Origin of the sequence: Duganella sp. SG902 (genome assembly GCF_013376005.1) — a bacterium.
Lineage (GTDB): Bacteria > Pseudomonadota > Gammaproteobacteria > Burkholderiales > Burkholderiaceae_D > Rugamonas.
In genome coordinates, this window is record NZ_JABMJK010000008.1 from 218,738 (window position 1) to 238,692 (window position 19,955).

General features: G+C 65.6%; 16 protein-coding genes and 1 tRNA gene. 11 read left to right on the forward strand and 6 right to left on the reverse strand.

The window, feature by feature from the left end; all coding sequences use genetic code 11:
• The first annotated feature begins 1 nt into the window (after position 1).
• The 3 genes from adeC to FHW83_RS18545 all read left to right on the forward strand — a co-directional run bounded on the left by adeC (position 2) and on the right by FHW83_RS18545 (position 2,912).
• The gene (adeC, locus tag FHW83_RS18535; RefSeq protein WP_176647815.1) at positions 2-1,435 is read left to right on the forward strand and encodes an AdeC/AdeK/OprM family multidrug efflux complex outer membrane factor; all 1,434 of its coding nucleotides are present in this window, start codon (positions 2-4) and stop codon (positions 1,433-1,435) included.
• Positions 1,436-1,507: 72 nt separating this feature from the next.
• On the forward strand, positions 1,508-2,119 hold the full coding sequence (locus FHW83_RS18540; protein WP_176647816.1) for a TetR/AcrR family transcriptional regulator: 612 nt from the start codon (positions 1,508-1,510) through the stop codon (positions 2,117-2,119).
• A gap of 85 nt (positions 2,120-2,204) precedes the next feature.
• Positions 2,205-2,912 carry a fumarylacetoacetate hydrolase family protein gene (locus FHW83_RS18545; RefSeq protein ID WP_176647817.1) on the forward strand — a complete coding sequence of 236 codons (708 nt, stop codon included), beginning with the start codon at positions 2,205-2,207 and terminating at the stop codon, positions 2,910-2,912.
• Positions 2,913-2,917: 5 nt separating this feature from the next.
• Here the strand turns inward: FHW83_RS18545 and FHW83_RS18550 are convergent, their stop codons facing one another.
• The gene (locus FHW83_RS18550) at positions 2,918-3,742 is read right to left on the reverse strand and encodes a Sir2 family NAD-dependent protein deacetylase (RefSeq protein ID WP_176647818.1); all 825 of its coding nucleotides are present in this window, start codon (positions 3,740-3,742) and stop codon (positions 2,918-2,920) included.
• A 70-nt stretch (positions 3,743-3,812) separates the two neighbouring features.
• On the opposite strand from FHW83_RS18550, the gene FHW83_RS18555 reads away from it, so the two are divergent.
• Positions 3,813-3,889 (forward strand) — tRNA-Pro (locus FHW83_RS18555).
• Between the two features lie 56 nt (positions 3,890-3,945).
• On the opposite strand, the gene FHW83_RS31360 is transcribed toward FHW83_RS18555, so the two are convergent.
• On the reverse strand, positions 3,946-4,170 hold the full coding sequence (locus tag FHW83_RS31360; protein ID WP_373997233.1) for a BRO family protein: 225 nt from the start codon (positions 4,168-4,170) through the stop codon (positions 3,946-3,948).
• Between the two features lie 544 nt (positions 4,171-4,714).
• Between FHW83_RS31360 and FHW83_RS18565 the strand changes: the two genes are divergently transcribed.
• Complete coding sequence (locus FHW83_RS18565) at positions 4,715-5,623, forward strand: hypothetical protein (RefSeq protein ID WP_176647820.1); 909 nt, start codon at positions 4,715-4,717, stop codon at positions 5,621-5,623.
• Between the two features lie 161 nt (positions 5,624-5,784).
• Here FHW83_RS18565 and FHW83_RS18570 read toward each other — a convergent pair whose 3' ends face one another.
• The gene (locus FHW83_RS18570; protein WP_176647821.1) at positions 5,785-6,327 is read right to left on the reverse strand and encodes a hypothetical protein; all 543 of its coding nucleotides are present in this window, start codon (positions 6,325-6,327) and stop codon (positions 5,785-5,787) included.
• Between the two features lie 824 nt (positions 6,328-7,151).
• On the opposite strand from FHW83_RS18570, the gene FHW83_RS18575 reads away from it, so the two are divergent.
• From FHW83_RS18575 to FHW83_RS18590, 4 genes are read left to right on the forward strand one after another with little or no spacing between them, the layout of a single operon-like run.
• Positions 7,152-9,083, forward strand: coding sequence for a TonB-dependent siderophore receptor (locus FHW83_RS18575; protein ID WP_176647822.1), 1,932 nt, complete (start codon positions 7,152-7,154; stop codon positions 9,081-9,083).
• A 2-nt stretch (positions 9,084-9,085) separates the two neighbouring features.
• Positions 9,086-9,652, forward strand: a complete 567-nt coding sequence (locus FHW83_RS18580; protein WP_176647823.1) for a YfiR family protein — start codon at positions 9,086-9,088, stop codon at positions 9,650-9,652.
• On the forward strand, positions 9,649-12,705 hold the full coding sequence (locus FHW83_RS18585) for a response regulator (RefSeq protein ID WP_176647824.1): 3,057 nt from the start codon (positions 9,649-9,651) through the stop codon (positions 12,703-12,705). Before FHW83_RS18580 ends, FHW83_RS18585 begins: the two co-directional genes overlap by 4 nt.
• Complete coding sequence (locus FHW83_RS18590) at positions 12,702-15,341, forward strand: EAL domain-containing protein (protein ID WP_176647825.1); 2,640 nt, start codon at positions 12,702-12,704, stop codon at positions 15,339-15,341. The genes FHW83_RS18585 and FHW83_RS18590 overlap by 4 nt, the downstream gene beginning before the upstream one ends.
• Positions 15,342-15,348: 7 nt before the next feature.
• On the opposite strand, the gene FHW83_RS18595 is transcribed toward FHW83_RS18590, so the two are convergent.
• The 3 genes from FHW83_RS18595 to FHW83_RS31160 are packed head-to-tail and all read right to left on the reverse strand — an operon-like array spanning position 15,349 to position 17,820.
• Positions 15,349-15,933 (reverse strand): TadE/TadG family type IV pilus assembly protein, encoded by a 585-nt coding sequence (locus tag FHW83_RS18595; RefSeq protein ID WP_176647826.1) that lies wholly within the window; start codon positions 15,931-15,933, stop codon positions 15,349-15,351.
• Positions 15,920-16,351 carry a TadE/TadG family type IV pilus assembly protein gene (locus FHW83_RS18600; RefSeq protein ID WP_176647827.1) on the reverse strand — a complete coding sequence of 144 codons (432 nt, stop codon included), beginning with the start codon at positions 16,349-16,351 and terminating at the stop codon, positions 15,920-15,922. Before FHW83_RS18600 ends, FHW83_RS18595 begins: the two co-directional genes overlap by 14 nt.
• Positions 16,348-17,820: a pilus assembly protein TadG-related protein gene (locus tag FHW83_RS31160; protein WP_176647828.1), complete on the reverse strand. Its 1,473-nt coding sequence runs from the start codon at positions 17,818-17,820 to the stop codon at positions 16,348-16,350. Before FHW83_RS31160 ends, FHW83_RS18600 begins: the two co-directional genes overlap by 4 nt.
• Before the next feature lie 144 nt (positions 17,821-17,964).
• Between FHW83_RS31160 and FHW83_RS18610 the strand changes: the two genes are divergently transcribed.
• Together FHW83_RS18610 and FHW83_RS18615 are read left to right on the forward strand one after the other, a co-directional pair.
• Complete coding sequence (locus FHW83_RS18610; protein WP_176647829.1) at positions 17,965-18,330, forward strand: VOC family protein; 366 nt, start codon at positions 17,965-17,967, stop codon at positions 18,328-18,330.
• Between the two features lie 327 nt (positions 18,331-18,657).
• A complete protein-coding gene (locus tag FHW83_RS18615) occupies positions 18,658-19,920 on the forward strand; it encodes an ABC transporter substrate-binding protein (protein WP_176647830.1) in 1,263 nt (420 codons plus the stop codon).
• Positions 19,921-19,955 lie beyond the last annotated feature (35 nt).

Here is a 19,955-nt window from a genome sequence, read left to right on the forward strand (position 1 = left end):
TATGAAAAAGTCTTTAATCACGATGGCGGCGCTGGCGATGTTGGCCGGCTGCAGCCTGGCGCCGGTGTATGAACGCCCGGCGCAACCGGTGGCGCAAGCCTGGCCGACGGGCGACGCCTACAAGGGCGTGCCCGCCGCCGCCGACGCCAGGCCGGTGTCGCAAATCCTGTGGCGCGACTACTTCGCCGACGACAAGCTGCGCAAGGTGATCGAGCTGGCGCTGGCCAACAACCGCGACCTGCGCGTCTCGGTCCTCAATATCGAGAAGGCCAAGGCCCAGTACAACATCGACACGGCGGCGCTGCTGCCGAAGCTGTCGGCCAACGTCAATCAGAACGCCTCGCGCACGCCGTCGACCATGACCGGCACCGGCGAGGCGGCCATCAACCGCCAGTACAACGGCGGCTTGGTGATGTCCTCGTATGAGCTGGACTTCTTCGGCAAGGTGCGCAACCAGTCCGAGGCCGGCCTGCAGAGCTACCTCGGCACCGAGGAGGCGCGCCGCACGCAGCAGATCACGCTGGTGTCGGAAGTGGCCAACGCCTACCTGACGCTGATCGCGGACCAGCAGCGCCTGAAGCTGGCGCAGGAAACCCTGAAAAGCCAGCAGACCACCTATGAACTGAGCCAGAAGCGCTTCGCCTCCGGCGTGGTGGCCGGCACCGACATGTACGACGCCCAGACCACGCTGGAATCGGCGCGCAACGACGTCGCGGTCTACACCGCGCAGGTGGCGCTGGACCAGAACGCGCTGACGCTGCTGGTGGGCAGCGCCGTGCCTGAGGAACTGCTGCCGGCCGGCGACCTCGCGGAAGTGACCCAGCTGGCGGCGATTCCGGCCGGCCTGCCATCGGACCTGCTGCAATCGCGTCCGGACGTGCAGGAGGCGGAGCGCGCGCTGCGCGCCGCCAACGCCAACATCGGCGTGGCGCGTGCCGCCTTCTTCCCGAGCATTTCGCTGACGGCGTCCGGCGGCAGCGCCAGCTCCACCTTGTCCGGCCTGTTCAAGGCCGGCTCCTCGGCGTGGACCTTCGCGCCGGCCATCAACCTGCCCATCTTCGACGGGGGCGTCAACCGCGCCAACCTGAACATCGCCAAGGCGGAACGCGACATCTCGGTGGCGCAGTACGAGAAGGCGGTGCAGACCGCGTTCCGCGAAGTGGCCGACGCCCTGGCCACGCGCGGCACGCTGGACGAGCGCCTGGCGTCGCAGCAAGCGCTGGTGGATGCGGCGCAGAAGAGCTACTCCATCAACGAGGCGCGCTACCGCAAGGGCGCGGACTCCTACCTGAACGCGCTGGTGTCGCAGCGCGCGTTGTATTCGGCCCAGCAAGGTCTGATCACCACGCGCCTGGCCAAGAGCAGCAACGCCGTCACCCTGTACAAGGTGCTGGGCGGCGGCTGGCAGCCGGAGTTGCCGCAACCGCGCGGCTAGGCCGGTGCGGCGGACGTGTGGAGCGCGTCCGCCGTTATAATGATGTCATTTAGCATATTCCAGGATCGCCCCATGAATCACGACATCAAGCGGCGCAGTGACCCGGAGCGGGCCCAGAGCCGCCGCAACCAAGTCTTGCAGGCCGCCGCCTTGTGCTTCGCCCGCAAGGGCTTCCATGGCGCCAGCATGTCCGAAATCTCCAAGGAAGCGGGCATGAGCGCGGGCCACATCTACAACTACTTCGACAGCAAGGAGGCCATCATCATGGCCTTCGTCGACCTGGAGTCGGAGCACGTGGCGGCGCAGTTGCGTGAACTAAGCAGCAAAGAGGATCCGCTGCAGTCGATGATCGACGAGGCGCCGCGCCATATCGATGAGAACCTGGACCCGCAATTCTTCCAGCTGCCGATGGAGATGTGCGCCGAGGCGGCGCGCAATCCCAAGATCGCCGAGGCGATGCGCGCCTCCGACGTGGCGGCGATGGCCGAGTTCCGGCCGATCATCAAGCGCGAGCGCGAACGGCGCGGCCTGCCGGTGGATGACGCGCTGCTGGATGGCCGCATCAACACCATGGTGTCGCTGTTTCACGGGCTGCCGATCCGCGCCTTGCACCGTCCGAACATGGACCGCAACTCCCTTGTGGAAGGGTACCGGGTCGCCATGAAGGCATTGCTGCTGACCTGATTTGTCTCCTAATGTATCCGGCCGCTGCAAGCGGTCGGCCGCTGTTGTACCATGATTGATGTCCCTTCCAGCTTACAGGAGCATCATGACTTCCTACGTCGTTCCCGCCCAAGACATCGTCGGCCTGCCGGTCGCCGGTACTTCCGATTTGTTCCCGGTGCGCCGCGTCTACTGCGTCGGCCGCAACTACGCCGGCCACGCGCGCGAGATGGGTTCCGACCCTGACCGCGAGCCGCCATTCTTCTTCTGCAAACCGGGCGACGCCCAAGCCGTGGTGCCGGCCGCGCCGAACCGCGTGCTGGAGCTGCCGTATCCGCCGCTGACCAACAACCTGCACTACGAGTGCGAGCTGGTGGTCGCCATCGGCAAGGGCGGCGCGAATATTCCGGTGGAACAGGCGGCGTCGCACATCTACGGCTATGCCGTCGGCTTCGACATGACGCGCCGCGACCTGCAGTTCAAGATGCGCGACGCCGGCCGCCCGTGGGAGATCGGCAAAGCGTTCGACTACTCGGCGCCGATCGGCCTGATTCATCCGGCGGCCGACGCCGGCGACATCAACAACGCCGCGATCCAGCTGGACGTGGATGGCGTGACCAGGCAGTCCGCCACCATCGCGCACCTGATCTGGTCGATCAACGAGACCATCGCCAATCTGTCCACGCTGTTCACGCTGGCGCCGGGCGACCTGATTTTCACCGGCACGCCGGAAGGCGTGGGCGCGGTGGTGCGCGGCCAGGTCCTGGAGGGCAAGGTGGCGGGCTTGTCGCCGATCACGGTTAAATTGGTATAAACCGTTTATAGCAAAGCGTCGATGGCGCTCAATGCTTCGTAAGCGCCGGCCGCCAGGCCGACGTCGCGCGGACTGGCAACTTGCAGCTCGCGCGGGTTAATCCGTATCATGCGGCCGTTGTGACGGCTGACGACGGCCTGGCCGAAATGGCGCACAGAAGGAATCGCCACGCCGGCGCCCAGTTCCACCACCAGCGGGCGGTCGGCCGCCTGCAGTAAGCGCTGCAAACGTTGCTCCTGCGCTGCGGAGCGCTGCTCGTTCCAGCCCCAGTCGCCAAACATCAAGATATTCGGCCGCGCCAGCGCGCCGCAGTGCGGGCAGGTGGGCGGCGCGTTCAGCAAACGGCACGCGTCGTTGTCGACTTGCGGCGTGTAGCCGTCGGCGCTCCAGATTTGCGAGCCGCAGGGCTCCAGGCATTGCAGGTGATGGATGGAGCCATGGCATTCGTAAATCCGTTGCGGATCGAAGCCGGCCGCCTGGAAATGTCCGTCCACGTTGCTGGTGAAGACGGCGTAGCCGTGTTCCATGCGCTCGCCCCATTGCTTCAGCAGCGCGAAGCCGGCATGCGGCACGGTCGCGCGGTAAAGATTGAGCCGGTGGCCGTAAAAGCCCCAGGCCAGCGCCGGGTCGGCGTGAAAGGTGGCGGGCGACGCCACACTGGTGAATTCCATGCGCGCCCGTCCGAGCGCCGGATACGCATTCCAGAAGCCCTGGTTGCCGCGAAAATCGGGCAATCCGGAGTCCACCCCCATGCCGGCGCCGGCGGCCACGATCAGCAGATCGGCCTGGGCGACGAGGGCGGCGGCGTGTTCAAGCGAGACAGAATCCATGCGCAGATCTTAACGTCGCAAAGCAAACATGACAAATACTTAAAGTGGCTGCTATAATCGTGCGGTTAGTCGGGGCGTAGCGCAGCCCGGTAGCGTACCTGCATGGGGTGCAGGGGGTCGGAGGTTCGAATCCTCTCGCCCCGACCAACACAATAAAATCAAAGGCTTAGGCCGGCCGCCCGGCGATCGCCATCCACTAAGCTTTAGTGGACTTTGCGCTGATGCATTCGGCCTTGTTCGACACGGTTGATCTGCACGGCCTCCGCCGGCGTGAGTGCGCGTACCGGAAGGGAATAGCTCCCTGTCCGTCGGATCGATGGTAGTACCTCCTCAAACATCCAGCGCTCGAAAGCTTCGGCACGCTGGCAGCGTGCTCTGACGATCAGACGCAACACATTGGCTTCGGACAACACGCACAGCTCTTGCATTCCACCGTTCGTCAAAAGAGGGGGCGCGTTTCGTTACCCCCTTGCAGTGGTCCCCATCGCCTTACTGGCGTTGGCGTACCCGAGGGCGTCGCAGACATCTTTGTCGGCAAAGTGCGGCTCGCCATCGATGTGCACTACGGGGATGTCGTGCTTATCGAAGCGGTAGGGGATTGGGTCACATGCGCTCATATTTTCGTGATGCCCACTATGCTGCTCCATTCGGCTTGAACTCTCGGATCGTTGCCAGCATCGCTACGTCCCCGCTAACGTCGGCCACCACATCGCATGCCCACTGCAGCATGCGGTCGGACTGCTTACCTTAGGCCAGCGTCGTGACGAAGATGTCGGCCTGGCCGAACTCGGCGGCGGTGGCGCGCGCCAGTATCGTGTCTACTGCGCGCGCAGGCGCGGTGCCGCCGGCTCAGACTGGTTAGCAATTTCTTACAATCTTTCTTTCAGATCAAAATGGCGAATCGCCATTGAACTTTGCCCCCGCCCTACTTATGTTGTAATCTGTGTTACTGGCTAATCGCCTGGAGGCAGAATGGAACAGTACATCACCGTTGAGAGTAACGGGAAACTTCGGCGTCTAGCAAAAATAATGCAAAGGCCCAGTGGCGATCTGCTGGTTTCCATTTTTGCTGGGTTAAATAATGGGGAGTCGACCACTGACAAGGTAAAAGACATACACTTCTCTGTCCATAGGTCCCCTAATATCCCCAAGGGCAACATGATAAAGACGACTATCCTCTCCGAAGAGAGCAAGGCTGAGGGGAGGGCCATCACTAGCAGTATTAAAGGGAAAGAAGGGTTCTGGAATATCGCCGCATATCGATATACAGATTTAGAAGCAGGCTACTATGATTTTAATTCCTCCGCTGATAATTTTACGCTTCCTTATCCATTTGATACGTCGAAACGCACATTAATACTAGGCTTCGCAGTAGGTGATTCTGATGAAGAGTTCGATTACAGCGGTGATGAATTCTTCACATACACTTTTAAAGGAACCTACTTTACTTTGGTTTTGCTTGTTTCGACGTTGAACGGCCCAGCGCTCCCATTTGGCAGATTTCATGTACCAACAACTCTTAATCCCGATGCGCCACCCAAGGGTATCACCGAAGAGCAAGCGTATGCGCTTATGCGTGGCAGCGCGGTTGAGCAGTGTATTTCACGTTTCCGACTAGCGACGCACTGGTTATTAGCTGACTATCTGGAACGGTTCGCAAGCTTGGCGGAAATGAGTCTGGTGTCTGAAGAAGCGAAAGGAGATGCAAGGTGGATGACGTATGCATCGGCTAAACAATTGCGAAATAAACTAGTCGACATGGCTTCCAAGCCAGACATTTGGGCTCAAATGAGCAGACCAGCACCCGTCTATGCGATCAGGCAGCGCTATGCGATTCGTATCATCGACGCAAACACGAAGCGTGTTATCAGATATTGTTAATGATGGATTGCCGACACCAAAAAAAATTTAGACGGCAAGAGATAGCCCACGATCTTTCTGTTATAGCGTGCGCACACGGGGATTCGCTCGTCCGGAGAAAAGCAGGCCCGCCACCGTAAGGTCGTGGGCTTTTGTGTTCTCGCTTTGTTGCAGTGTTCGAATCACACAATGGTTATGGTGAAGAGCGAGTCTACCTCATCTGTCTTTTCCTTCGAGCCCTCGATGCTCTTGAGCCACTTGCGCACTCCAGCGATGATGTCGGTGCAGAATATATGAACGTCGAGTTGCAGCATTGACTGCGCTCGATTGCAGTGAATCACCGCCCCGCTCTCTGAGCCCACGAATTGAAATTTGGTAATTTTCTCTGGCTTGTTTTTGCCTGTGTCGTCGCTTGCCTCGTGCAACACGGCGCAGCGAAGTGAGTAGCAATCTTTGCCGGATAAAAAAACATTCTCTTCCATTTCCAACGGAAACTTCACGCGCTGTTCTACCGGAGCATTTAAGTCTATCTTTGGAGACAAACTCTTGTATCTCGGCCCGATATATTCTTCGAACCAAGTCGCGTAAAGTAGTTTACCGCTTGTCTTCGATGCGCCATTGTCGATTCGCGCGCAGATGTCCGGCAGAGCCAGCGCTGCCATTAGTGAGCAGTGCCAAGCCTTGGCGCTGAGAGACCGTTCGATTGATTGAATAATCAGCTCCATTTTCACCCCTAGTTTAGTTGTTGGATATATAACTATATCTCAATTTTCCAGCGGTAACTCAGCGAACAGAGGGATGCAGTGAAAACAATTCACCGCCGAGACTTTGTTATTCGTGTCGTTAGCGCAAGAGACGTGACAACCATGGACAAAATCATCAACAAATTACCCTGCTAGACCTCCAGACCACGCGGCACGACTCGCGCGTGCTGTTGTCGTGGCTGGCTGGACGCGAAGCGCATCGGGGCGCGCTGGCATCGCGGCGCTGGGGGAGAACTCCAGCTCCAGTCTGGGCCTCGGTGAATTGACCGGACTGCTGGGCGCCACGTATCGATCTTCCTTCGGAGTCGCAGTGACGGCGGAAACGGCAATGCATCCGAAATATCTTCGATTGGCAGCGTATCTCTTCGTACAATCTCGGACAATAAAAATTGGAGCCTTGTGACAAAAGGCTTTCTTTATGATCGATAAATGTCGCTAGATCTAGTCGGACAGTGCGTAAATATCATGGGGTGCAGGGGGGCGGAGGTTCGAATCCTCTCGTCCCGACCAGCACAATAAAATCAAAGACTTATGTTTCCCTGGAGCGTAGGTCTTTTTATTTTCCGGCTCTCCGGGCGGCGTAAATCTTGCGGCCTGAGCACTGTTGCGTCCGTGCAAATTCGTTCCGCGATATGGCTGAGACAGTTAAATTCCAAGAGGGAACTGTGTCAGAAGTGGCTATAATTTCACCATCCTGACAGCGAGACTGCACTCTTGGGGTTGTTCAGGACAAGCACCGCTGTCGTTTTTCGGCGGGTGAAGCGTACGGCAACTGCGAGGGCTCCATGGCCAGATCCGCCAGTTATTCGTTGGAATTGCTTGTCGCAACCGCGCTGAGCACCGCGTCAGCGCAGGCCATGGTTGCGGAGGCGAACCCGATCGCCGACATGTCGCTGGAACAGCTCAGCGATGTCATTGTCACTTCCGTGTCCCGGCAGGAGGAACGGCTCAGCGGGACGGCGGCCTCCATTTTCATCATCAGCGCGAACGATATCCGGCGCAGCGGCGTGCAATCGCTGCCGGAGGCGCTCAGGCTGGCTCCCAACCTGCAGGTGGCGCAGGTGGACGCCCGCAACTGGGCCATCACCGCGCGCGGCTTCAATAACGCTTTCGCCAACAAGCTGCTGATGCTGATCGACGGCCGTAGCATTTATTCGCCGTTGTTTTCCGGCGTGTTCTGGGATGCGCCGGACGTGGTGCTGGAGGACATCGAGCGCATCGAGGTGATCAGCGGCCCCGGCGCCACGATCTGGGGCGCCAACGCCGTCAACGGCGTGATTAACGTCATCACCCGCTCGTCCGCCGATACCCAGGGCGGCCAGCTGAGTGTCGCCGGCGGCAGCCCGAACAGGAACGGCTCGCTGCGCTACGGCGGCACCATGGCCAATGGCGGCACTTATCGCGTGTACGGCAAGTACCAGGAGTTGAGCGACACCTATTCGGCCGGCGGCCGCGATCTCAACACCGGCATGCACCACACCCAGGCCGGCTTCCGCGCGGACTGGCGGCTGAACAATGCCAACCTGACCTTCTCCGGCGACGCCTATCAGGGCGAGTTGGGCCAGCCCGGGGTGCTGCCGGTGCGGATTTCCGGCGCCAACCTGATCGGCCGCTACACCCGCAAGCTGTCCGCCGACGCCAATCTGCGCCTGCAGGTGATTCTCGATCATACCGAGCGCAACCAGCCCACTGCCTTCGTCGAGCGCCTGTCGACGCTGGACCTGGAGGCGCAGCATGACCTGCGCCTGAACCCGGATAATGTGCTGACCTGGGGCGGCGGCGTGCGCCAAAGCTGGGATGACGTGACCAATTCGCTCAACCAGGCCTTCCTGCCCGGCGACCTGACCATGCGTTGGTCCAATCTGTTCGCGCAGAACGAGTACGCGGTCACGCCGAATCTCAAGCTGACCGCCGGCGCCAAGGTGGAGCACAACATTTACACCGGCGCCGAGTACCTGCCCAGCTTGCGCCTGGCGTGGACGCCGACGCCGGCCCAGCTGTTCTGGGGCAGCCTGGCGCGCACGGTGCGCGCGCCCTCGCGCTTCGACCGCGACCTGTACTCGCCGGGCGTGCCGTTTATCCGTGGCGGCCGCAAGATCTATCTGCTTGACGGCGGGCCCAACTTCCAGTCGGAGGTCGCCAAGGTGATTGAACTGGGCTACCGCGCGCAGCCGATGGCGACGCTGTCCTACTCGATCACCGCGTTTTACAGCCGCTATGACAAGTTGCGCACGCTGGAACCGCAAACCGGCCCGGCCGCGACGGCGCTGTTCGAGTTCGAGAACATGAGCGAGGGCAGCGCGCGCGGCGTCGAGCTGTGGGGGCGCTGGCAGGCGGCGCCGGCCTGGCGCCTGAACGCCGGGCTGGTGGTGCAGCGCGTGCACACCACGCTGCTGCCCGGCAGCGCCGACGCCACCGCCAGCTTCGGCCTCGCCACCAACGATCCCAACCGTCATTGGCAGTTGCGTGCATCGCACGATTTGACCGACAACAGTTCGCTGGATCTGACCTTGCGCTACGTCGGCGCGCTGCCGCGGCCGGCGGTGCCCTCGTATTACGAGCTCGACGGCCAGTGGATGTGGAAGCCGGGGCCTAACACGGAGGTGGCGCTGATCGGACGCAATCTACTGCATCGCTCGCATCCCGAGTTCGGCGCCACGCCGGGACGCAGCATGTTCGAGCGCAGCGCGCTGTTGAAGCTGACCTTGCGATTCTAGACGTGGGGACGCGCACCGCATTCGCACCTCTGCGCCACTGCCTGGTCGCCGTGGCGCTGTGTTGTGGCGTGCTGCCCGTGCCGTGGGCCGGGGATGCCAATCTGGAGGCGCAGGTCAAGGCGGCGTACATCTACCGCTTCGCCGAATATATCGAGTGGCCGGCGGACGCCTTCGCCAGCAGCACCGCGCCGCTGACGATCGGCGTGGTGGAGGCCGATCCCGTCGCCGCCGAGCTCAATCAGTTGCGCCTGACGCGTCAGATCAAGGGCCGCGCCGTTGCCGTGCGCACCTTGCGCGCGGGCGAGGCGGCCAGCGGCGTCCAGGTGTTGTACATCGGCGCGCTGGACGGCGCGCGCCTGAGGCGGGCGCTGGACAGCGCGCAAGCGCCGGGCATGCTGGCCATCACCGATGGCGAAGGCACGCTGGCGGCCGGCAGCGCGATCAGTTTCGTGCAGATCGATAACCGCATCCGCTTCGACGTTTCGGTCGCGCACGCCGAACGCAGCGGCTTGAAGATCAGCGCCAGGCTGCTGGCGGTCGCACATAAAATCGAGGGGGACAGGCCATGAAGCTGCGGATACGCTCGGTGCGCCACAAGTTGCTGCTGCTGGTGCTGGTGACCAATCTGTGCGCGCTGGCGCTGGCCGGCGTCAGCCTGCTGTACCACGACCTGGGCGACAACCGCGACACCACGGTGCGCGAGTTGACCTCGATCGCCGCCATCCTCGGCCAAGGCAGCGCGCTGGCGATCGAGTTCGACGACGCCAAGGTGGCCAATGAAAACCTGGCGCTGCTGCGCGCCAATCCCAACATCCTGACGGCGGCCATCTACAACGCCAGTGGCCAATTGTTCGCGAGCTACCGGCGCGACGACTCGGCCCCGGCCGCGCCGGCGACGCTGAAGCCGGGCGACGGCGCGGCATTCGGCGCCGGCGACCTCACCGTGTTCCGCCGCATCGGCGAGGGCGAGGGGCTGCGCGGCACCGTGTATTTGCGCGAGCGCTACGACTTGGCCGCGTGGCTGCGCGGCTACCTGGCCATCCTGGCGGCGGTGCTGCTGGCCAGCCTGTTGCTCGGGGTGGGCCTGTCCTCGCTGCTGGAGCGCTGGATCTCGGGGCCGATCACCCGCGTCAGCGAGATCGCGCGCCAGGTCGTGCGGGAGCGCAACTATCGGCTGCGCGCGCCCAAGGTCGGCGAGGACGAGGTGGGGCAGTTGGCGGACGCCTTCAACGGCATGCTGCAGACGCTGGAGCACGAGATCACGGAGCGCGCCGCCGCCGAGACCGAGGTGCGCGCGCTGAACGCCGATCTGGAGGCGCGGGTGGCGCGCCGCACCGGCGAGCTGCAGGTGGCCAACACGGCGCTGGAGGCGCGCACCGAGGAGGCCGAGGCCGCCAATCGCGCCAAGGCCGATTTCCTGGCCAATATGAGCCATGAGATCCGCACGCCGATGAACGGCATCCTCGGGCTGGCGTATTTGCTCGAGCAGCGCCACCTGGACGCCGACGCGGCCGACCTGGTGCGCAAGATCCGCAACGCCGGCCGTTCGCTGCAGGCGATCATCAACGACATTCTGGACTTGTCCAAGATCGAGGCCGGGCGGCTGGAGATCGAGCGGGTGCCGTTCGATCTGTCGGACGTGCTCGACAACCTGGCCAGCATCATGGCGGCCAGCGCCGGCCACAAGGACCTGGAGCTGACCATCGCGCCTGCGCCGCGCATCGGCCAGCTGGTGGGGGACTCGCTGCGGCTGGAGCAGGTGTTGATCAACCTCACCGGCAACGCCATCAAGTTCACCACCCACGGTTCGGTCAGCATCGGCCTGCAGGTGCTGGAGCAGCGCGACAATCACGCGCTGTTGCGCTTCGCCGTCAGCGATACCGGCATTGGTATTCCCGAGGACAAGCTGCAACATATTTTCACGGCCTTCAGCCAGGCCGACACATCGACCACGCGGCGCTTCGGCGGCTCCGGGCTGGGCCTCACCATCTGCCGCTATCTGGTGGAGCACATGGGCGGCGAGATCGGCGTGAACAGCGTGATGGGGCGCGGCAGCGAGTTCTGGTTCACGCTGCCGTTCGACTGCGTGGCGGCCGGCCAGATGGAGCCGGCGGCGCTGACCAATCTCGACGTGCTGGTGGTCGACGACAGCGACATCTCGCGCGAGAATATCGCCTTGATGGCGCGCGGACTGGGCTGGAGCGCCAGCCAGGCCGTGTCCGGCGAGAGCGCGCTGGAGTGCGTGCGCCAGCGCCACGACGCGGATGGTGGTTTCGACGCGCTGTTGCTGGACTGGCAGATGCCGGTCATGGACGGCATGCAGCTGGCGCGCGAGATCCGCAACAGCTATCCCGAGGATGAGCAGCCGGTGCTGATGATGGTCACCGCCTACGCGCGCGATGAATTGCTCAGGCATCCCGACATTGAACTGGTGGACGGCGTGCTGACCAAGCCGGTGACCAGTTCCTGCCTGTACAACGCGCTGGCGCAGGCGCAGCAGCGGCGCGGCAGCGAGCATGTCAGCACGCAGGATTGGCCGGTCAGCCAGCGCGTGGCCGGGGTGCGCGTGCTGGTGACCGACGACAGCGACATCAATCGCGAGGTGGCCTTGCGCATCCTGAGCGCGGAAGGGGCGGTCGTCAGCCTGGCCAGCAACGGCCGCGAGGCGGTCGATTGGCTGGAGAACAATCCGGACGCGGTCGACGTCGTGTTGATGGACGTGCAGATGCCGGTTCTGGACGGTTACGAGGCGACGCGCCTGCTGCGGCAGTCGCCGCGCTTCGCCACGCTGCCTATCGTGGCGCTGACCGCCGGCGCCTTCAAGAGCCAGCAGGACGAGGCGCGCGAGGCCGGCATGGACGCGTTTGTCGCCAAGCCGTTCAACGTCGACGAGCTGATGGACGTGGTGCGGCGGCTGGCGCGCGTCAGCCCGGACCGGCCTGCGGGCGAAGGCGCGGCGCCGCCGGCGCCGGCGGACGAGCCAGCGCCAGTGGTGGCGCCGCTCGCCGCCCCCACGCCGCTGGCGGGCCTGACGCTGCCCGGCATAGACTGCCGGCGCGCCGCGCTGGTCTGGAAGGACAGTGAACGCTACGGCGCGGTGCTGGGGCGCTTCCTGGCCGATTTCGGCGACATCGCCGACCGGCTGGAGGCGGAGCTGGCGGCCTTCGGCGCGCCCGCCCTGGACGCCGCCGCCCACCAGCTGAAAGGCGTGGCGGGCAACCTGTCGCTGCCGGAAGTGACCCGCCTGGCGACCGCGCTGCAATACGCCGCGCACGGCCAGGGGGGCGATGCCGCAGGCCTGATCCGGTTGCTGCGCGAGGCGCTGGCCACCGTGGCCGCCTCCGCCGCGTCGCTCGCGCCGCGGGCGGGCGCGGGCCCGGCTTCGGACGGCGCCCCCGCCCGTCAAGACCCGCGTGACACCGGCGTCTTGCTGACCGAACTGTTGGCCTGCCTGGACCAGGACAATCCCGACGCCGCCGTGCCGCTGCTGGCGGCGCTGGCGCCACGCTGTCCGGCCGGCGCGCTGGCCGGGGTACAGGACCGGCTGGACGGCTTCGACTTCCGCGGCGCCGAGGCCGAGGTGCGCGCGCTGATCGCCCGGCATGCGGCGGGGGGCCTATGACCGCGCCGATCCTCATCATCGACGACGAGCCGGCCAACCTGGCCACGCTGCGCGCCATTCTGGGCGAGGACCACCCGCTGGCGTTCGCGCGCAACGGCGCCGAGGGCCTGGCGGCCGCGCGCAAGCATCACCCGGTGTTGATACTGCTGGACGTGCAAATGCCCGACATGGATGGCTATGCCGTCTGCCGCCAGCTCAAGGCCCAGCCGGACACCTGCGATATCCCGGTCATCTTTGTCAGCGCCATGAGCGAGGTGGGCGACGAGGCGGCCGGCTTCGCGTGCGGCGCGGTCGACTACATCGTCAAGCCGGTGTCGCCGGCGCTGGTGCGCGCGCGCGTGCGCACCCACATGTCGCTGGTCAACGCCAACCAGCTGGCCCACTATGTGCGGGAGCTGGAATCGCACCAGTTGAAGATCGCCCGGCTCAGCCGCATCAAGAGCGTGCTCAGCGGGATCAACTCGGCCGTGATCCGCATCCGTAACCGCGCCGCGCTCTACCACGAGGCCTGCCGCGTCGCCGCCGAGGATGGCGGTTTCGACACCGCCTGGATCGCCCTGCGCGACGGCGCCGGCATGAAGGCCGTCGCCTGGCGCGGCAGCACGCCGGAACGGCTCGAGCAATTGCTGGAGGCCATGGCGCGCGAGCCGGACGACGAGCGCAGCGCGCCGCGGCGCGCGCTGGCCCATGCGCGCGCCGCCTGCTGCAACGACCTGAGCGATCCCGCCCAGACCGGCGCGGCCTGCGCGGACGCGCGCGCGCATGGCTTCCTGTCGCTGATCGCGCTGCCGTTGATGCTGGGCCCGGCCGCCGCCGGGGTGATGGTGTTCTATGCGCGCGACGCCGGCTATTTCGACGCCGAGGAGCTGGCGCTGCTGGACGGCCTGGCCGGCGACATCTCCTTCGCCATGGAATACATCGCGCAGGAGGAGCGCGTCAACTACCTGTCCTATTACGACGCGGTGACGGGACTGCCCAACCAGGCCCTGTTCCAGGACCGGCTGGGCCAGATCATCCAGTCCGGCCGGCACGAGGGCGGCCATGCGTTCGTGTTCATGCTCAACCTGGACCGCTTCAAGCGGCTCAACGACGCGCTCGGCTCGCGCGCGGGCGACGAGGTGCTGCGCATCGTCGCCCAGCGCCTGCTCGACGGCTTGAACCGCCCCTGCACGGTGGCGCGGCTGGCCGGCGACATCTTCGTCATCGCCGGCGCCTGCGGGGCGGGCGAGGATCTGCTGCCGCTGATCGGCCACGCCGCCGAATTGATCGGGCAGGTGATCCAGCTGGATGGCAACGAGGTCCACCTGACCGTGCATGGCGGCATCGCCAGCTATCCGCGCGACGGCGCCGACGCCGAGGCGCTGTTCCGGCACGCCGAGGCGGCGCTCAAGCAGGCCAAGGCCGGCGGCGAGCGGCTGTCGTTCTATTCGTCCGAGATGAACGCCAACATGCTGGCCAAGCTGGAACTGGAGAACATGCTGCGCAGCGCCTGCGAGCAGCGCCAGTTCGTGCTGCATTTCCAGCCCAAGGTCGACCTGCACAGCGGCCGCATCGCCGCCGCCGAGGCGCTGATACGCTGGGTGCATCCGGGCCGCGGGATGGTCTCGCCGGCCGAATTCATCCCGCTGGCCGAGCAAACCGGCCTGATTCTCGAGATCGGGGCCTGGGTGATCGCCAGCGTTTGCGCGCAGCAGGCCGCGTGGCTGGCGGCCGGCGTGCCGGTGGTGCCGGTGGCGCTGAATTTGTCGGCGCTCCAGTTCGGCCACGGCGATCTGGCGGCGCAGGTCGCGAACGGCCTGGCGCGGCACGGCCTGGGCAGCGACCTGATCGAGCTGGAGCTGACCGAGTCGCTGGTGATGCACGATCCGGCCAGCGCCGAGCGCACCATGCGCCAGTTGCGCGGCATGGGGCTGCACCTGTCGCTGGACGACTTCGGCACCGGCTATTCCTCGCTGGCGCACCTGAAACGCTTCCCCTTCAACAGCGTCAAGATCGACCGCGCCTTCGTCACCGACCTCACCAGCAACCCCGACGACGCGGCCATCGCCTCGGCCATCATCGCCATGTCGCACAACCTGCGCATGCTGGTGATCGCCGAGGGCGTGGAGACGGCGGCGCAACTGGAGCAACTGCGGGCCAAGGGCTGCGACCAGATCCAGGGTTATTATTTCAGCCCGCCGGTGGCGGCGGAGGCGTTCGCGGCGATGCTGCGGGCCGACCGCCACATCGACCTGCCGGCCACGGCCGACACCCAGGAGCGCACGCTGCTGGTGGTGGACCACGAACCGGCGCGGGCGGCGGCGGTGCAGCGCGCGCTGCGCTCGGAAGGGTACCGCATACTGGCCGCGTCCAATGTGGACGAGGCGCTGGAGGCGCTGGCGCGCACGCCGGTGCAAGTGATTCTGTGCGAGCATCGCCTGCCGGACGTGCCGGGCCCGCGCTTGCTGGCGATCGCGAGCCGCCTGTATCCCGACACCATGCGCCTGCTGCTGAGCGACCACGACGGGCTGGCGCCGGTGCTGGACGCGGTCAACAGCGGCGAAATCTACCGCTTCCTGACCCGCCCGTGCGACGATGCCCAGCTGAGGCTGGCGCTGCGCGACGCCTTCAGGCGGCACCAGCCGTCGCCGCCGTGACGGCTGCTCATGGGCACAGCGGGCTTCCGGGCTGGTAGCCCAGCGATTCGGCCTTGGCGATGGTGGTCGCCTGCGACAGGGCGTGGTGGATGCCGGTCAGGGGAAAGATTGGCTGGTAGTTGACCGCGTCGCAGTCCGTGCCCGGGGCGCACAGCCGCGCGCGCACGAAGCGGATGCAGCTGGGGCCGTAGGGGTTGGCGACGCAATTGAAGTGCGCGCGCGCCGGGCAGGCCGGCATGTCGGCGGCCGCGATCGGCGTCATGGCCAGGCCGCCGCCGTCCGCGCTGCGCGTCAGCGACAGGTAATCGATGCGGATATGCGCGTCGCTGACCGGCGCCCCCAGCGGCAGGTGGCCGGCGCCGCCGCGCAGCACGGCCGACTGGCGTATCGCGTCCATCACGGCGGGATTGCTGAAGTCGCTCACGGCGGCCAGGTAGGCGGCGCGGCGCGTGGCTTCCTGCAAGGTGTTCCACAGGTACAGCACGCGCATGGCTTCGATCACGAAGAACAGCGCGCCGAGGAACATCACCACGCTCAGTGCGAACTCGGCCACGGTGGCGCCGCGCTGCGGCTGTCGCTTAGTTGCCCACATAGCGCACGCTGCGGCTGATCCAGAGCCGCTGCCCCAGCAACTCCTGCACATAGCCGGGAAAAATGTTTGGCACGTCCACGATCACGGTGATCGAGATCTCGGTGGGCGCGACGCCGTTCAGCAGCACACACGGCACGCCGTTGCACGCCACCACGATCGCCGCGCCGCTGCCCAGCGTGTCGAGTTCGGCCTGCACGATGGCCTGGGTCAGCGCGCTTTCCTGCGTGGCCAGCGCCGGCGTTTTCAGATTCATCAACGGCGCGCTGGACAGGTAGCGCGTGCCGGCCTGCAGGGCTTTTTGCACCACCTCGTAATGATGCGTCAGGCGGCCGTAGTACAGCACCACGGCCAGCAGCGTCATCAGGGTGGGCAGGATCAGCGCCATTTCGAGCGCCGCGATGCCGCGCTGGCGCCTCATCGCAGCAACTCCACGGCGCCGGCCAGCGAGGCGGCCGGCGCGATGCCGGCGAACTCCGCGCTGAGGCTGGTGGCGGTGGCCGGCACCGTCATGAAGAAGCGGCCGACCCCCAGCACGGTGGCGCTGGTGATGGCGCCGGCCGGCACCGGGCAGGACAGCAGCGCCACGTTCAACACGCGCCGCCGCGCCAGCCCCGGCGGGTGCGTCGATGGCGCCAGGAAGTTGTTGCCGCCGCCGGTGCTGTAGGGCGTGGCGCCGGCGGTGGCGGAAGGGTAGCCGCTGGCGGCCGGCGGTCCCGGCGTGTACAGCTTGGACCAGTCGGCGGTGACGAAGGTGGCGTAGCCATTGGCGGGCTCGACCGGACTGGCGCTGTAGGCCGAGTAGGGCACGGCGCGGGCGTAGGACCACAGCGGCCCGTAAAGCGGCGCGGTGTTGCTGGCGTCGCCGGGCAGGGGATCGGCGCGGGTCCACAGCCGGGTGCCGCCGCTGGTCCAGGGCGCGGCCGTTTGCGTGCCGCTGGCCGGGTTCATCCAGGTGATGCTGGAGTACAGGTAGGCCTTGACGTTGCTGTCGGGCGGCGCGGCCTCGGCGACGCAGTGGTTGCCGGTGTAAATGTCGAAGCGCGAGTTCAGGTGCGGGTACAGCGCGGCCAGCGGGAAGTTGCGCTGCACGTGGAGCGCGCCGCCGGTGACGCTGGGCATCAGCATGGCGCCGGCGCACACGAACGGGCCGACCACGGCGGTGCTGAAGTTGGTGGCCGAGCCGGGCATGCCGGGCGGCGTCAGCGGGTCGATCAGGAAGTGTTCCGGGGTGGTGTCGTCGGGGTTCAGGTTCACCAGGTTGTAGGCGACGCCACGACGGAAGCCGTATTCCACCAGCTCGGTGTAGGCCGGCGCACTGGTGTTGGCGCGCGCCGCCTGCGCCGGCCCCTGGGCGCAGATGGCCAATGGCGTGACGGGTATCTTCAGGCGGCCGGCGATGGCGCGCGCGGCGGCCCGCAGCGTCGGCGGCGCGCCGGCGTTGGCGCGCATGAAGATCGACGGAACCTGGTTGAGGTGGCTGTCGAGCGCCGCCAGCGCGGCGGTGTCGACCCTGGCGTACAGCAACGTGGCCGGGGTGGCGGCGGCGCTGGCGGCGTCCACCCAGCCGGCATCGGGGCCGGCGGGCGCGGCCGCGAAACGCAGCGCGGCGTCCGACCACGGCACGGCCAGCGCGTTGTAGCGGTATTTGAAGCCGGCCGCCGCCGTCGCGGCGGCCTCGACCGCCTTGTCGACGCCGGCCGCCGTGCCGTTCAGCTCGCGCGCGGCGGCCAGCGCGGCGGCGTCCGCCAAGGCCTGCAGCTCGACCTTGCGGTTGTACGCCAGCGCCAGGTCCAGCGCCATCCCGGCCATGCTGAGCAGGGCCAGCACCATCATGGCGAACAGGATGAAGATGGCGCCGCGCTGGCGCGGCAAGCGGGTGGGGCGCATGCGGCGGTCTCCTTGGTGTGGACCGTTCGATTTTATCCATCAGGAAATTTCAACTTATTGACCTGACGCAAGCAGGCTCCTGACAGAAACTGTCAGCGCCGCGCCTTACACTGGCTTCATTGCCAACCTTGCACGGAGAATCACATGAGCCCGGACTATGTTCTGTTGTACGTCGACCAGCCCGCCGCCAGCGGCGCGTTTTATGCCGACCTGTTGAACCTGCAGCCGGTCGAGAGCAGCCCGACCTTTGTGCTGTTCGTGCTGCCGTCCGGGCTCAAGCTGGGGCTGTGGTCGCGCCATACCGCCGAGCCGAAGGTGCTGGCCAGCGGCGGCGGCAGCGAACTGGCGTTCGCGGTGCCGGACCGCAGCGTGGTGAACGACATGTACGCCGACTGGGCGGCGCGCGGCCTGGCCATCGCCCAGCGCCCGACCGCGATGGACTTCGGCTACACCTTTGTCGCGCTGGACCGCGACGGCCACCGCCTGCGGGTGCTGGCGCTGGAGGTGTGACCCCAAGTTAAGAGCCGGTCATTCCCGCGCAGGCGGGAATCCATGCTGAACTGATGATCACGCGCCCTATGGATTCCCGCCTGCGCGGGAATGACGGCTCATCGGTTTGCGGTCAAAAGGCTTGATTTAGCGGCACTGGTCCCGAATTTTGCATTTCCGTTGACACCCAAAAACAAGCGGTGTTATATTTCTCCATGGATTGGTAACGTTTCCAATCTCACCCTCGTCTCTTCGCCCCGCGGAGTTGCCGGCGCCTTTGGGCGGCGCCGGTTTTTTTGCCGGCGCGAAGGCGGTAGTATCGGGTATACGGATAACGACGGAGACTGGATGGACAAGCACACCACGGGCGCACCGCGCCGGGCAGGGACCTTGCTGGCCGCGCTGGCACTGGCGCTGGGCGCGGCCGGCGCCGCGCATGCCGCCGCCGCGCCCAAGGCGGAAGTGATGCACTGGTGGACCTCCAGCAGCGAGTCGGCGGCGGTGCGCAAGTTCGCCGAGGCCTACCGCGCCGCCGGCGGCGTCTGGGGCGATACCGCGATCGCCGGCGCCGATCAGGCCAAGGCGGTCGCCATCAACCGCATCGTCGGCGGCAATCCGCCCACCGCCGCTCAGTTCAACACCACCAAGCAGTTCCGCGACCTGATTGACCAGGGTTCGCTCAACAACGTCGACGACATCGCCGTGCGCGACCGCTGGGACCAGCTGATGCCGCAGCCGGTGCTGGACGTGATCAAGGTCAAGGGCCATTTCTACGCGGCGCCGGTGGACATCCACATGTCGACCTGGATCTGGTATTCCAAGGCCGCCTTCAAGAAAGCCGGCATCGACAAGGAGCCGGCCACGCCGGACGAGCTGTTCGCCGCGCTGGACAAGCTGAAGGCCGCCGGCCTGGTCGGCCTGGCGCACGGCGGCCAGCCATGGCAGGAGAACATCCTGTTCCAGGCCATGCTGGCCAACGTCGGCGGCAAGGAGCTGTACCTGCAGGTGCTGCGCGACCGCAACCCCAAGGCGATCAATTCGGAAGCGTTCAAGAAGGTGCTGCTGGCCTTCAAGCGCCTGCAAGGCTATGTGGACGCCGGCTCGCCCAACCGCAACTGGAACGACGCCACCGCCATGCTGATCAGCGGCAAGGCCGGCGTGCAGATCATGGGCGACTGGGCCAAGGGCGAATTCGCCGCCGCCAGACAGACCGCCGGCAAGGACTTCGGCTGCATCCCCGGCCTCGGCCCCAACGTGCCCTACCTGATCCAGGGCGACGCCTTCGTGTTCCCGAAAACCAGCCAGCCGGACGCGGTGCGCGCGCAAAAGCTGCTGGCCACCACCATGCTGGCGCCGGGCGCGCAGCTGGAATTCAACAAGATCAAGGGTTCGCTGCCGATCCTGAGCAATGTCGACACCTCCAGCATGGATGTCTGCGCGCAGGCCGGCATGGCGATCCTCAAGGACAAGACGCGCGCGGTCGGCATGATCGAGGTGTTCCTGACGCCCGACCAGAACGGCGCGCTGCAGGACGTGCTGACCACGTTCTGGAACACGCGCATGCCGGTGGAGAAGGCGCAGAAGGGGATCGCCTCGGCGTTGCAAGATTGACGGGGGCGCGTTATCCTTGCCGCCGCATAGACTGA